The organism is Paracerasibacillus soli, assembly GCF_042432965.1.
GTDB classification, from domain to species: Bacteria; Bacillota; Bacilli; order Bacillales; family Amphibacillaceae; genus Paracerasibacillus; species Paracerasibacillus soli.
On the sequence record NZ_JBHLWL010000010.1, the window covers coordinates 70997 to 84576 of the forward strand.

General features: G+C 33.5%; 17 protein-coding genes. 8 read left to right on the forward strand and 9 right to left on the reverse strand.

The window, feature by feature from the left end; translation table 11 throughout:
* Positions 1–2 precede the first annotated feature (2 nt).
* Entirely contained in the window at positions 3–518 is a 516-nt protein-coding gene (locus tag ACFFIS_RS03025) for a YqeG family HAD IIIA-type phosphatase (RefSeq protein ID WP_320379235.1), read from the reverse strand.
* 486 nt (positions 519–1004) lie between these two features.
* Here ACFFIS_RS03025 and ACFFIS_RS03030 point away from each other — a divergent pair, with 486 nt between their 5' ends.
* From ACFFIS_RS03030 to sigK, 8 genes are all read left to right on the forward strand, one after another.
* Positions 1005–1145: a sporulation histidine kinase inhibitor Sda gene (locus ACFFIS_RS03030; protein ID WP_320379236.1), complete on the forward strand. Its 141-nt coding sequence runs from the start codon at positions 1005–1007 to the stop codon at positions 1143–1145.
* Between the two features lie 213 nt (positions 1146–1358).
* On the forward strand, positions 1359–3692 hold the full coding sequence (locus ACFFIS_RS03035) for a Na+/H+ antiporter subunit A (protein WP_390186106.1): 2334 nt from the start codon (positions 1359–1361) through the stop codon (positions 3690–3692).
* Positions 3693–3694: 2 nt separating this feature from the next.
* Positions 3695–4033 carry a Na(+)/H(+) antiporter subunit C gene (locus tag ACFFIS_RS03040; RefSeq protein WP_320379238.1) on the forward strand — a complete coding sequence of 113 codons (339 nt, stop codon included), beginning with the start codon at positions 3695–3697 and terminating at the stop codon, positions 4031–4033.
* Positions 4026–5501 carry a Na+/H+ antiporter subunit D gene (locus ACFFIS_RS03045; protein ID WP_320379239.1) on the forward strand — a complete coding sequence of 492 codons (1476 nt, stop codon included), beginning with the start codon at positions 4026–4028 and terminating at the stop codon, positions 5499–5501. The genes ACFFIS_RS03040 and ACFFIS_RS03045 overlap by 8 nt, the downstream gene beginning before the upstream one ends.
* Positions 5502–5507: 6 nt before the next feature.
* Positions 5508–5984 carry a Na+/H+ antiporter subunit E gene (locus ACFFIS_RS03050; RefSeq protein WP_320379240.1) on the forward strand — a complete coding sequence of 159 codons (477 nt, stop codon included), beginning with the start codon at positions 5508–5510 and terminating at the stop codon, positions 5982–5984.
* Complete coding sequence (locus ACFFIS_RS03055; protein WP_320379241.1) at positions 5981–6292, forward strand: Na(+)/H(+) antiporter subunit F1; 312 nt, start codon at positions 5981–5983, stop codon at positions 6290–6292. Before ACFFIS_RS03050 ends, ACFFIS_RS03055 begins: the two co-directional genes overlap by 4 nt.
* Entirely contained in the window at positions 6273–6647 is a 375-nt protein-coding gene (gene mnhG / locus ACFFIS_RS03060; protein ID WP_390186107.1) for a monovalent cation/H(+) antiporter subunit G, read from the forward strand. Before ACFFIS_RS03055 ends, mnhG begins: the two co-directional genes overlap by 20 nt.
* 208 nt (positions 6648–6855) lie before the next feature.
* Entirely contained in the window at positions 6856–7569 is a 714-nt protein-coding gene (gene sigK, locus ACFFIS_RS03065; RefSeq protein WP_390186108.1) for an RNA polymerase sporulation sigma factor SigK, read from the forward strand.
* 135 nt (positions 7570–7704) lie between these two features.
* Here sigK and ACFFIS_RS03070 read toward each other — a convergent pair whose 3' ends face one another.
* The 8 genes from ACFFIS_RS03070 to ACFFIS_RS03105 all read right to left on the reverse strand — a co-directional run bounded on the left by ACFFIS_RS03070 (position 7705) and on the right by ACFFIS_RS03105 (position 13484).
* On the reverse strand, positions 7705–7941 hold the full coding sequence (locus tag ACFFIS_RS03070) for a YrhC family protein (RefSeq protein WP_320379243.1): 237 nt from the start codon (positions 7939–7941) through the stop codon (positions 7705–7707).
* A gap of 76 nt (positions 7942–8017) precedes the next feature.
* Positions 8018–8707, reverse strand: coding sequence for a 5'-methylthioadenosine/S-adenosylhomocysteine nucleosidase (gene mtnN / locus ACFFIS_RS03075; protein ID WP_390186109.1), 690 nt, complete (start codon positions 8705–8707; stop codon positions 8018–8020).
* Positions 8708–8732: 25 nt separating this feature from the next.
* On the reverse strand, positions 8733–9380 hold the full coding sequence (locus ACFFIS_RS03080; RefSeq protein ID WP_390186110.1) for a YrrS family protein: 648 nt from the start codon (positions 9378–9380) through the stop codon (positions 8733–8735).
* 245 nt (positions 9381–9625) lie between these two features.
* Positions 9626–9895 (reverse strand): hypothetical protein, encoded by a 270-nt coding sequence (locus ACFFIS_RS03085; RefSeq protein ID WP_390186111.1) that lies wholly within the window; start codon positions 9893–9895, stop codon positions 9626–9628.
* 149 nt (positions 9896–10044) lie between these two features.
* Positions 10045–11685, reverse strand: a complete 1641-nt coding sequence (locus ACFFIS_RS03090) for a DUF6382 domain-containing protein (RefSeq protein WP_320379246.1) — start codon at positions 11683–11685, stop codon at positions 10045–10047.
* Between the two features lie 11 nt (positions 11686–11696).
* Positions 11697–12215, reverse strand: coding sequence for an A24 family peptidase (locus ACFFIS_RS03095; protein WP_320379247.1), 519 nt, complete (start codon positions 12213–12215; stop codon positions 11697–11699).
* Positions 12216–12230: 15 nt separating this feature from the next.
* Positions 12231–12821: a TadE/TadG family type IV pilus assembly protein gene (locus tag ACFFIS_RS03100; protein ID WP_320379248.1), complete on the reverse strand. Its 591-nt coding sequence runs from the start codon at positions 12819–12821 to the stop codon at positions 12231–12233.
* A 60-nt stretch (positions 12822–12881) separates the two neighbouring features.
* Positions 12882–13484 carry a DUF4352 domain-containing protein gene (locus tag ACFFIS_RS03105; RefSeq protein WP_320379249.1) on the reverse strand — a complete coding sequence of 201 codons (603 nt, stop codon included), beginning with the start codon at positions 13482–13484 and terminating at the stop codon, positions 12882–12884.
* Between the last annotated feature and the right edge of the window lie 96 nt (positions 13485–13580).

Genomic DNA, 13580 nt, shown 5'->3' on the forward strand with positions numbered 1-13580 from the left:
CGTTATTCCTCCCAATTAATCATACCTTTTTTACGTAAAGAGCGAAGTATCCGACGCTCAATTTTACGATTAAACTTAGTGATTTTCGCGTCTGTTTCGACAATCGGCGCGACTAAAACCGTGTATAAGCCAGCTAAATTTCCACCTAAAATATCCGTAAGTAGTTGATCACCAAGGACTACTACTTGTTTCTTTTCTATTCCCATAATAGAAACAGCTTTTTTAAATCCTTTACCCAAAGGTTTATTCGCTTTATATACGTATGGAATCTTTAATGGTTCAGAAAAAACTTTAACACGGTCCTCATTATTATTAGACATAACTGTAATTTTAATATCATGTTCTGTCATTGCGTTAAACCATTGTTTCACTTTTGGTGTCGCATCCGCAACATTCCATGGTACTAATGTGTTATCAAGATCCGTGATAATCCCCTTTATTCCCTTTTCTAATAGGTATTCAGGCGTAATTTCAAAAATAGACTTAACATGTTCATTTGGCATAAATATTTTTAACAATAGAAGTACACCCCATCATCTTTTTCAATAAAAATATGCGATTGTTAGATAGTTTAACAATGATCCATAATGGATAAGATATATGTAATAACATTATACTAATCCTATATCAAAGCTCTTGTATAATAAAGTAAAATAAACAGATTGTGAAGTAATATGTTTCTACAAAATATACGAATCATATTATGAGGAAGGAAATAAACCGTATGTGTATGAAAAAACGTGTTGAATTATGTTATTTCGGCTTAAATTTTGCATAAATCGTTCGACAAATTATTCTGTTTTTCGAGTGTGGATAACTTTGTTCACATCATCCACATAGATTTCTTATAGTTTTAACCTATTTTTCCGCTTTATGTGCACAGGTTATCAACAGCCTTTTGTAGATAAGTAACACCTTGTCCCACATGAGGTTACATGATAAATTATAATTAGTTCAACTAATCCAAACCTTATCGGTACAAATATTTTGGGAGGGCTGCTTGTATGGAACATTTATCAGATGATTTACTAATAGAATCATATCATAAAGCAAATGAATTAAAATTAAGCCCTGATTTCATTCTACTTATTAAAGAAGAGATAAATAAGCGACAATTAAATCATAAAATTAAGTATTCTAGCTAACGACTGGCTTCTTATTGAATAAAACGAAACAAATGCATATAATGGTACTACTCTTATCAAATTAACGTGATAAGAGTTTTTTATTTGTCTGCACCCATTATTTTTCTATTAAACAATTCTAAGACATGTTAAGATAGTATTGTCAAATTACGCACGCGGGAGATTACTTTATTTTATGATTATTCTATTTTTATAAAGGAGGACATACATGATATGATTTTCACCATCTTTATTCCACTTTTATTTGCACTTATTCTACCATTAATCAGTCGGTGCATACCAAAAGTGCATCCAGGGTATTTTGTGCTTTTTGTACCTTTAGGAATATTTATATACTACATCCAATACATAGGGAGCAAATTTACCGCTATTACGGAAACATATAAATGGATTCCATCTTTACATATTAATCTAACTTTTCATTTAGACGGATTAAGTTTATTATTTGTTTTGTTAATTAGTGGTATTGGTTCTCTAGTAGTATTATATTCGATCTTTTATTTACATACATACGAACGTCTGAATCATTTTTATATCTACTTACTTATCTTTATGACAGCCATGCTTGGTGTCGTAACTTCAGATAATGTATTTGTTCTTTATACATTTTGGGAATTAACTTCTATTTCTTCCTTCTTGCTAATTGGTTATTGGCATTTTAAAGAACGCTCCAGATACGGTGCTTTAAAATCAATGCTTATTACTGTATTTGGTGGATTAAGTATGTTTGGGGGTCTCATTTTCCTAACCATTCTTACAGGAACAACGAGTATTCGTGAAATGATTGCAAACCCCGAGCCAATTTTAAATAGTCAGTTTCTACCATTAATATTAGCTTTTATTTTACTCGGTGCCTTCACGAAGTCAGCCCAATTTCCATTCCATATATGGCTACCCGATGCAATGGAAGCACCAACACCTGTTAGTGCATACTTGCATTCAGCAACAATGGTTAAAGCAGGGCTATATTTAATTGCTCGCTTTTCACCTATTTTTGCTACATATGAATGGTTCTTTATTGTTGTTAGTCTTGTTGGAATCATTACATTATGTTGGGGATCATACATGGCTGTGAGACAAACAGATTTAAAAGCCATTTTAGCTTATTCAACAATTAGTCAGCTAGGTATGATTATGGCCATGCTAGGGTTTGGCACAGAAGTTGCTATTTTTGCAGCTGTATTCCACATATTAAACCATGCAACATTTAAAGGTGGTTTATTTATGATCGCCGGAATTGTTGATCACGAAACCGGTACACGGGATATTCGAAAACTTGGTGGTTTATTAACCTTTATGCCCATTAGTGCAACACTAGCTCTATTTGGCACATTTTCAATGGCTGGTATACCTTTACCATTTTTAAATGGATTTTATAGTAAGGAAATGTTTTTTGAGTCTGCAGTACTTTTATCAAATGAGACGAACTCATTTGCTGCATTTCTTTCAAATGCTGTTCCATACTTAGCAATTTTAGGTAGTGTCTTTACATTCGTGTACTCGATGTACTTTTTATTTGGGGTCTTTGGTGGGCAAAAGAAATTAGACCAACTTCCTAAGAAACCGCACGAGGCACCAATTGGTATGCTGCTTTCTCCATTTATACTTGTAAGTGGTGTTATCTTGATTGGATTATTTCCATCTTTATTTAATCAGTCACTTCTTACACATGCAGCAAGCTCAATTAGCCAAACAGTCAATACAATGGATATTAAATTTTGGCACGGCTTAAACGTACCATTTATCATGTCTCTTATAGTGGTTGGTATCGGAATCATTTTAACTATCACAAGAAAAACGTGGCAACCCATTTATCGTCTGCTACCTGGTAAATTTAGTTTGAACAAAGTATATGATTCTATTATTAAAAATGTAGATGTATTTTCAAAGCGCATTACAAATTTTTATATGACTGGCTCACTAAGAACTTATATGCTCATCATTATTGGAACGATTGTTGCAGTCACGACATTTATTATGATAAATACCGATGGCTTCAACATAAAATATGACAATTTGGCTTCCATATCTGTACTTGAAATAACTGTTGTTATTGCCATCATCATTGCAGCTTTAGCAACTATATTTACGAATCACAAACTAGCTGTAATTTTAGTGACTGGTATTGTTGGATACGGTGTCGCAATCCTATTCGTTATCTACCGCGCCCCTGACCTTGCATTAACACAACTCGTCATTGAAACAGTTTCAGTCGTTTTGTTTTTGCTTTGCTTTTATCACTTACCAAAAATGCAAAAACGTGATGAAAAACCAAAAACCAAGCTCGTCAATGCAATTATTGCAATCAGTTTTGGAACGCTAATGACGATTGTCGGAATCTCTGCCCATAGTAGTAATTGGTTTAAATCGATATCAGATTACTTCATAGAAACTGCTGATACGATTGGCGGAGGGACAAACATTGTCAACGTCATCTTAGTAGACATGCGTGGACTAGATACACTTTTTGAAATAACTGTATTAGGTATTGCTGCATTAGCTATTTATAGCCTCATTAAACTACGCAAAGATAAGGAGGCAAAATAAATATGGAAATTATCATTTCTATTTTAGCTGGTATTTTGTTTGCGACCGCTGTTTACAATTTACTCCAAAAACAGCTATTAAGAATCATCATTGGAACAGTATTAATATCACATGCAGCACACTTACTTATTTTAACAATGGGAAAATTAAAGCGAGGTCAGCCTCCTATTTTAATAGAAGGCATAACACAATATACTGATCCATTACCACAGGCATTAATTTTAACTTCCATTGTCATTAGTTTCGGTATTACGAGTTTGCTTCTCGTCTTAGCGTATCGAACGACAAAGGAAAATAAAACAGATAACATGGAACAATTAAGGGGTAGTTCAAATGAGTAATCTAGCAGTCTTACCAATCATTATTCCGTTATTTGCTGGGATAATCGTAACCTTTGTCAATAAACGTGTCTCTCTTTCAAGAAATTTAGCAAAACTATTTACTATACTTAACTTAGGTGTTGCAGTATATGTGATGTACCATGTCATACAACATGGTACAATCGTTTTAGAAACTGGAGAATGGGTTGCACCCTATGGCATTGTGCTAGTTGCCGATTTACTTTCAGCACTGCTCATTTTAACAACAAACATTATTGCGACTGCTTGTGTATTTTATGCACCACGTTCTTTACCTGAGAGTAAAGAAAAACATTATTTTTATACGTTTTACTTTTTCTTACTAACTGGTGTGTCCGGTGCATTTCTAACAGGTGATTTATTTAACCTTTTTGTTTTCTTTGAAGTATTACTTATTGCTTCATATGCATTAATTGTACTAGGTGGAGATAGAGTTCAATTACGTGAATCGCTTAAATATGTGCTAATAAACGTATTTTCTTCTGTACTTTTTGTAACTGTCGTTGCCTTTTTATATGGGGTTGTTGGAACTGTAAATATGGCTCAAATTGCTGAACGCGTACAAGAAGTCGATCAAAAAGGTGTGTTAACAACAATTGCAATTTTATTGTTTTTCGTTTTTGGTACAAAAGCTGCATTATTCCCGCTTTACTATTGGATGCCAAAATCATACGTTGTACCAAATCCAGTCGTTTCAGCATTATTTGGTGCACTACTAACAAAAGTTGGTGTCTATTCAATATTACGGGTATTCTCGCTCATTTTTGTCCATAACATTAGTTTGACTCATGAAATGTTCATTTGGTTTGCAGGGTTATCGATGATATTCGGTGTTATCGGGGCCCTCTCCACTTCAAATATTAAATTAATTATTGCCTATAATATTATTCCTGCCATCGGATTTATTATGATGGGTATTGGTTTTCATAACGCCGATGGATTATCAGGTTCCGTTTATTATTTAATGCACGATATGATTATAAAAACAGCCCTATTTCTACTTGTAGGTGCAATCGCTTATGTAGCCGGCACATCGGATTTGCGGAAAATGAATGGACTTATCCATCACTATCCAGTATTAGGTTGGTTGCTGTTTATTTCAGCATTTGTTTTGGCAGGTATACCACCATTTAGTGGATTTATTGGAAAGGTTCTGTTACTAAGAGGAGCATTTACTAACGAAGAAATTATCATCGCAATTATTGCATTAGGTACAAGCCTACTCATTTTATATTCGATTATGAAGATATTTATTCATGGATTTTGGGGCGAAAAAGTGGAATTAAGAGAAAAAAAATCTACAAAAGGATTTATCGGACCTATCATATTTCTACTCCTATTCTCTATTGTATTGGGAGTTGGAGCAGAGTTTATCTATCCGACAATTGATTCCATTTCAACTGATTTATTAGAACCAGAACATTATATTAATTCTGTATTGAAGGAGTAGTGAACAATGTCTTTTCAAATAATAGTGAATATGATTATTGCAGTTATGTGGATGTTTCTGAATGAAGCTTACACGATTCAAAGCTTTGTCACGGGCTATATTTTAGGTATCCTGCTCCTTCTATTACTAAATCGATATGTACCTGGCCGATTTTATTTGGATCGTTTATTTAAAATTATGCAGTTAATCGTATTGTTTATCAAGGAACTTATTCTTTCAAATATCGATATTGTTAAACTTGTTTATACACCAAAATTAAAGACCGAACCAGGTATTTTTGCACTACCGTTGCAAGTAAAGAGTGAATGGGAAATCACACTATTAGCAAATTTAATAACATTAACACCAGGTACACTAACAGTTGCTGTATCTGACGATCAAACGTATTTATATATCCATGCAATGGATATCGACAATATAGAAGACTCCATTCACTCAATTAAAAACACCTTTGAAAAGGCAATTATGGAGGTGACGAGATGACAACGTTTCTAGAGTTTACAGAAACCTTGCTAAATTACACTGTTATAATAAGTGCTTTTGGGATTGCTATTTCCTTACTTTTGTTAGTTTATCGTATCATTATTGGACCTACAAATGCTGATCGCGCTGTTGCACTAGATACAATTGGTATTAATTTAATGGCAGTTGCAGCATTAATGGCAATTACGTTGACCACTTCAAAACTAAACGATGTTATCTTATTAATCGGAGTATTATCGTTTTTAGGTACAGTAGCGATTGCTAAATACTTAGAAAAGGGTGTTATCATTGACCGAGACATGGATTAACATCATTTTAAACATTATCATCATTTTAAGTTTGTTAATTGGGACATTTTTTATTGTATCAAGTTCCATTGGAATTATCAGATTCCCTGATATTTATACAAGGTTACATGCTGCTACAAAGGCTTCTACTCTAGGACTTGCAGCCATTCTCATTGGAGCGTTCCTATTTTTATATATTGAAAATAATATTATTAGCGGCAAACTCATTTTATCCATCATATTTATTTTACTAACTGCGCCTGTATCTGGCCATATGATTTCTCGAGCAGCACATAAAACTGGAGTGAAACCTGTTATCAATAATCAACAAGATGAATTAGCGAAAGCAGAAAAACAATTTTATGTTGAAAAATAAAGTGACATGACGTCACTTTATTTTCGTCTATTTTAAGCTGTTCCCTTAGATAATTAGTTTTAACAATAAATAAAACCCCAGGAAAACTAATGACTCCATAATAACTTTAATATCTTTAATTTTTTTGAATAGGACAGACACAAAACAATATATTCCTTCATAAAGATGTTGTATAGGCTAAAGCCTAACTTTTTGGAGGTGTATGTGTTTGTCAGGTATTTTAAGTGCCCTAGCAATGCTCATTAAAGAAGCCATTTTCTTTGTATCGTACGTCAAAAATCAGGCGTTTCCCCAGCCACTCTCCCCTGAAGAAGAAAAGAAATATATCGAACAAATGCAAAATGGTGTACACGAAGCAAGAAACAAGTTAATTGAACATAATTTACGTTTAGTTGCCCACATTGTTAAAAAGTTTGAGAACACTGGTGAGGACACAGAAGATCTTATATCCATCGGAACGATTGGTCTTATCAAAGGAGTTGAAAGTTTCTCAACTGGCAAGGGGACAAAACTGGCGACATATGCTGCGAGATGCATAGAAAACGAAATACTTATGTATTTAAGAAGTTTAAAGAAAGTGAAAAAGGATGTTTCACTTCATGATCCTATTGGTCAGGACCAGGAAGGTAATGAAATTAGTTTAATGGATATCCTGGAGGCTGAAAATGAAAATATTATTGAGCATATCCAGTTGAATATGGAAATAGCGAAGATGAAGGATTATTTCTCTGTTCTTGACCAACGTGAAAAACAAGTTATCATTTACCGTTATGGCTTAAATAATAACAAAGAGCTAACACAAAGAGAAATTGCTAAAAAGTTAAAAATATCTCGTAGTTATGTATCACGTATCGAAAAGCGCGCATTAATGAAGGTTTTTCATGAATACTATCGGAAAGAACGCAGGAAGAGAAATCAATAAACTTAAATGTGAGCAAGTTAGATTCCCTTTCAGACATCCACATACAATGTTTCGTAACATATAGATTTGCTGAAATATGAAAGAAGCGTCCATCTTGTCTGAACTGTAGATTTGCAAAATAAAAAAATGAGCTTCTTATAGCTCATTTTTTTTTATTCTTTTTTTGAGTCGTAACATGCGTATGAAAAATAGACCGCTAGTAATAACAAGTAACAAAGATAATAATATTAGAGTTTCGCCATCTTCCCTCGGATCCATATACAAATCATGATACGCCCCAACATATAAATAACTACTCACGATAAGTAGAACAACGATAAAATGTTTATAATCACTTATCTTTTGAACAAGCTGCTTCCTTCTATCATGCATGATTGATTCCCCTTTTTACGCCTAAAGGAATCATATCATGATTGATAATCATTTTTTATAGGTAACTCATGGTAAATTAATAGTTTTCTATCATATTGATAATGAGTGTAGCAGCATTTGTAGCTGCTATTTCTAAAAATTCATCGAATGAAGTAGACGATTGTTTACCTGCAATGTCAGATAAAGAACGAATAATAACAAATGGTGTGTTATATTGATAACATACTTGTGCGATTGCTGCAGCTTCCATTTCAGCAGCTTTCATCTCAGGAAACTTATTTCTTGCAAATGCAACACGTTCTGGATTATCCATAAAAGAGTCCCCAGTAGCAATCATACCATTCACTACTTTAACTGATAACTTTGCTGCAGCTTCTCCTGCCTGTTTCATTAGTTTTGCATCCGCTTCATACACAGCAGGCATATTAGGCACTTGACCGTAGGCATAGTCAAAAGCTGTTGCATCTACATCATGATGAACAATTGTTGTTGAAATGACAATATCACCTATATTTAATTCAGTCGAAAATCCGCCTGCCGAACCTGTATTAATCACTTGTTGCGGTGCATAACGTTCATGCATAATTGTCGTTGCCATCGCAGCATTCACTTTACCTATACCTGATTTTAATAAAACAATATCTTTCCCTTTCAATTTACCACAAATAAATAGACAATTTGCAACAGTCTCTTCCTTATTATCTATCATCTCTGATTGCAATAGTGCAATTTCTTCATCCATTGCGCCAATTATACCTATAGTCATGTTGTTTCCTCCAAATATTGATTTCCTACCGAATTTCCCTTAGTTGCTCAACTTTCGTTGGTTGCCAACCTTGTTCATCTACCCATGTTAAATATACACGATAGATTTCTGTTTTATCATTCGACGTGACCGTGCCAACAACCTTATTTGGCTCTCCCCCATTCCCAATAAAATGGGTAACCATATTATCTTCACTTAAACCAGTAGCAACTTGAATAGCTCGCTCCATTTCAAGCCAGTCTTGTGTATCCTTTTTAAATTGTGTCGTATGAGGTCCTGATTGTTCGGTGCCAATTGGCTGCCAATTCGCTGTATATGCTTCCATGACATTCGCATCTGAAGTCTCTATCATTTCTTTTTCAATTTCTGTTTGATTTTCTTCGTCTTCCTCTTCAACATCAGAATCCTTGTCATCTTCATCTATTGTAGCATTTGCCTCTGATGACTCGACATCATTTCCATTATTATTTTCTTCATTATCGAATTGACCTTGTGAAATGTTTTGGTCATCCTTTGTAGTCGTATCTGCATCATTACTTCCTCCAAATATCCATTTTCCAATTAACGTAAGAATGAGGATACTTGCAATCAATACTAGTATAGAAATAGATTTCGTAGTTTTTCTACGTTTTTCATATTTATTTACACGACTCAACTGATGATGGTCACTCATCTGCCATACCTCCCTCATTCGTTCCTATCATAACTATTATAGTACCATACTATATAATATATTTGCTAATTACAAAAACATGACGAGGAGAGTCAGTTAAATTTTAAATAAATATTCTTTTCGCATTAAGGATTGTCTTTCTCTATCCAATAGTTTCACAACACGACATAGTAAAATCACGACTTGGTTTATGTTGTCTTCATCAATCAATAATCATTGTGTCGCGCTTCTGGGTTTGATAGGCATCAATCATTAGAAACACCGCAGTCAAAATATGCATAAGCATACCTAATATTGGAATCCAAGCAATTACGGATGTAATGATTCCAAGTATACTTCCATGCACTTTTTTTATCCTGGATAAGTGAAAAAATGAGTGTAATAATGTGGAGTATAAACATCAACATTAATGGCGTATATGCCAATCCGATTACAAACGTTCCTCCAATAATTGGAAAGCCCCAAAATGCCTCTAATCCACCTGATATCCATTTTAATACAGTTGAAGATTTCAATTTATTCATTCCTTTCGTTTCATTTTGTAGTAACATCAGTCTTTTTAAATGCTACTGCTAATTAAAAGGGACAGAAATGATTGATGTTTGTCATTTCTGTCCCTTTGTATGTCCGTTTATATTATTTTATGCTAAAGTTTTGTCTAACATTACAGTACTTCTACTTTTGCCTTATATACTTTATACGTATAATAAGTCTTACCAATTTGTATCTGATCACCATCTTTTAATTCATAAATCTCATGTGGATTAACGCGTTGATTATTAATAAAGGTTCCATTTTTAGAACCTAAGTCCTTCAATCCATACGTATCAGATAATCTTGTAAGTTCTATGTGCAATCGGGAGATACTGCGGTCTTTATTAATTATATTCGTTCCCTTTTCTGCGCGTCCTATAATAACTGTTTCTCCTTCAAGACTAATTTCTTCCTCTTTACCATTTCTTTCTGTAATGAGAATGTTTTTAACTGTTGGTGTTGGTTCACCCAATAATTCCGTCTCTAATAAAACTGTTTCATCGGGATAAGCATTTGACATAGGTTGTCGGATGTCATTTATATGATTCTCTCTAAAATAATCCATATGACTTTCCTCTGAAGATAAGTTTTGGTTGTCTTCATATTTGTTTTCAGAATTTATATGCTGTTGAACATCATTTAACACATCATCATCGTTAATGGCATGCTGATTTGAACCTTGCTGAGGATTCTCTGATGCATGTTTATTAAATTGCTCTTGTTTCATTTGATTTATTATTGCATGAATTTCCTTTTCATCTTCACTTTGACCGAAATCTTGGTTTATTCCATTTTGGTTTTGGCTATAGGAAATAGCATGTTGATGTGTAGAACGATGACTATTTTCATTTACCACTTTTTGTTTCTTTTTAGGCCGATTTATCTTTACTTCCTTTTCCGTAATTATTGGTTCAACTCCTGGTCGCCAAACGAACCAGTAAACTATAACTCCAGTTATGGCAACGAGAGAGGAAATACTTGCTATAAGGAACATCAATTTGGATCCGCCTTCAGCTAATTTCCAGCTAACTGCAATTAACAATATACCAAATAGAATACTATAAAGCCTCTCTTTTCCTGATAGCGGAGGTAATTTCTTCACCTGTTTTATAATAGTTTCTTCTTCAATTTGGACTTCAGTTTTTGACTCAACCCTTACATTATTATCTTTTACTTCATTCGGTTCATAACCTTGGAGATCTTGAAGCAAGTGTTTTAATCCTTGTAAACTAAAACCCGGATCTTTCACATAGTTTAAAATCATTTTAAATTGCCCACCATGTATGCCCTGAACATCACCTGCTATATGGAGTAACAATTTCTTCAACTGATCGTACATTGAATTTGTTTCTTCTATTTCCTTGAATGGCAAATACATTAAATAAACTTGATGGTAATTATCCCCAATATAAATATAATCCTCATGAAGCACATAGTTTTCTTCTGTCAACATATGATTACTCGAATCTTGTAATGCCTGAATAATATTTAAAAATAACGTATAATAATCCTGCATTGTTAATGGGCGTTCTTTCGCAATCGCTCGGAGCATACGTAAACCTTCAATACGATAATAAACTGATTTTTTACCATTTACATCTTCAAAGCTAATTGGTACTAGTCTCGGAATAACATTCGATTGGATCATTTTCATTTGTAGCTCTTGAAATGCTTCACCAGGAAACCCATTTGAATGTGATTGTTGTAACTTTAGATATGCACCATTTGATTGGACTGTTTCTATATGAAATTGTTTGATTTGATTAGACATTATCTTCCCCCCTATGCAAGATACATGTAATAAAATGATGTCACAATACCTGGTATGACTGCATAAATAAATGGAAATCGATTGGATATATTATTTTTAAAATCATCGAGCGGAGTGAGTGATTTCTTTTGTAATGATTCCTTCATATGTATAAAAACTAACGTCATGTTGACAAGAAAAGTTTTCGTTAATAATAAGATGACTATGCCTATTATTCCTGCAAAAATAATCGAATACATAATTCCATACAGCGTAAATAAAACTCCACAAATTGCACCAATTGCAGCGAATAATTTCACATCTCCAGCTCCAATTGCTTTAAATACATATAATAGAAGTAAAATCCCACCACCCGCTAAACTGCCTAACATAGCATCTAAAAATCCATTTAGTTGATTAACAATGACATGATATATTATTCCAATAAAAAAGCCTGATACGTTTAGCCAATTTGGTATACGATGATATCTAATATCAAAATAGCAAACAAATGCCAAAAATAAAGCTAAAATGATAAACTGTCCATACACGATAAACACCTCCCTTTATTTACCCGCCCAAGCTCTTTCAGTGGCTAACTTTTTAACCTTTACTTTCTTTTCAAAAAAAGGTACAACAATCTTTAATTCAACTTCTGCTCCAACTATCGCTTTTGCATCATTACGTGTATTTGGATATTCATGTTTAAAAATTTTAATTCCATCTGGATTAAAGAAATCTCCTCCTTTTACAATTTCTCGATATTTATCTTTTACTGCTTTTTCATATAAAGGTTTTGCACCGTACTTGTCAATGACTTGCCCTGATGTCGGGACTAAGTCTTTACCCATTTGTGCAAGTTTTTCAAGTAGATTATTCGCGATGTCATGATTTCCTAGACTATCACCAGCTTTATCTTTTAAATCATCAATAAAACCATCCGTTGTTTCTTGAATTTTTTTCTCTGCTACTAATGACAAAAATGTATAATGAGCAACTGTTTGAGCTGTGTCACTGACTGCATCTTGTAAAGCCATCTCTGCAATAGAAATTTTAACTAAAGATGTTAAAAACAATATAAATGTAAGTATGATAGGAATTAGTAAAGCAGCCTCAATCGTAATACTCCCATTTTCCCGCCGAAGAAGAGATATCACATTTTTTCCTCCTTTCATTCACGCAGATTAGCATTTTAAAGATGTATTAATTAATAGTAACTATTCCTTTGGCACAGGAAGTTCGAACTTGATTTCTTCATTGGCCATTCGTTCATAAACTAAATATAAAGTATTTTCATCTAAAAAATATCTACTAGTAAACACTAAGTTACCAGTTATTTCATTTCCCGGTAATAACTCGTCATTCCTTTCTAGAAAAAAATCATTATCTCGATCTTGTTCCCCTCCATTACTTTCTCCATACACTAAATCTGCAGCCATCTGCTGGTTAGGTGTAAATGGTTTATCACCTGTATTTTTTATCGTCACATTTACCACTGCAAATCTAGGTCCCTCTTCTGGATTAAGATTATAACTTTCTAGTGAACGACCTTCTACATCTTCATCTGTAATTTCAAAACTGTTAACTGTTACTTCATATGGATAGTCTAATGAACTCGTTTTCGTTTGGGCAGTTTCTCCAATTTGATACACATTCCCTTCATTTGAATCACTACTATCATCAGATTTTTCTTTTTCTGTTGTGGCTGCTCCTTGTTCATTATTTGCATCTTCCTTTTGTTCCCCATCGTTGTTACTGGAACATGCTGTTAAAAACAGGCCCATTATTAATAAAATAGTGATACTGATTCTTTTCATCATGTTGTATACCTCCGTAAATATGAATAAACTTCTTCTTCAGTTTTCCTATGATTGTCTATAAATTTTTCTTCCTACTCTTGGGATGAAAATATAGAT

Excerpts from the sequence above, each read along its gene's own strand:
- ACFFIS_RS03030 (WP_320379236.1), top strand. The coding sequence starts at position 1,005 with ATGGAACATTTATCAGATGATTTACTAATAGAATCATATCATAAAGCA.
- ACFFIS_RS03035 (WP_390186106.1), top strand. The coding sequence starts at position 1,359 with ATGATTTTCACCATCTTTATTCCACTTTTATTTGCACTTATTCTACCA.
- ACFFIS_RS03040 (WP_320379238.1), top strand. The coding sequence starts at position 3,695 with ATGGAAATTATCATTTCTATTTTAGCTGGTATTTTGTTTGCGACCGCT.
- ACFFIS_RS03045 (WP_320379239.1), top strand. The coding sequence starts at position 4,026 with ATGAGTAATCTAGCAGTCTTACCAATCATTATTCCGTTATTTGCTGGG.
- ACFFIS_RS03050 (WP_320379240.1), top strand. The coding sequence starts at position 5,508 with ATGTCTTTTCAAATAATAGTGAATATGATTATTGCAGTTATGTGGATG.
- ACFFIS_RS03055 (WP_320379241.1), top strand. The coding sequence starts at position 5,981 with ATGACAACGTTTCTAGAGTTTACAGAAACCTTGCTAAATTACACTGTT.
- ACFFIS_RS03070 (WP_320379243.1), bottom strand. The coding sequence starts at position 7,941 with ATGCATGATAGAAGGAAGCAGCTTGTTCAAAAGATAAGTGATTATAAA.
- mtnN (WP_390186109.1), bottom strand. The coding sequence starts at position 8,707 with ATGACTATAGGTATAATTGGCGCAATGGATGAAGAAATTGCACTATTG.
- ACFFIS_RS03080 (WP_390186110.1), bottom strand. The coding sequence starts at position 9,380 with ATGAGTGACCATCATCAGTTGAGTCGTGTAAATAAATATGAAAAACGT.
- ACFFIS_RS03090 (WP_320379246.1), bottom strand. The coding sequence starts at position 11,685 with ATGTCTAATCAAATCAAACAATTTCATATAGAAACAGTCCAATCAAAT.
- ACFFIS_RS03105 (WP_320379249.1), bottom strand. The coding sequence starts at position 13,484 with ATGATGAAAAGAATCAGTATCACTATTTTATTAATAATGGGCCTGTTT.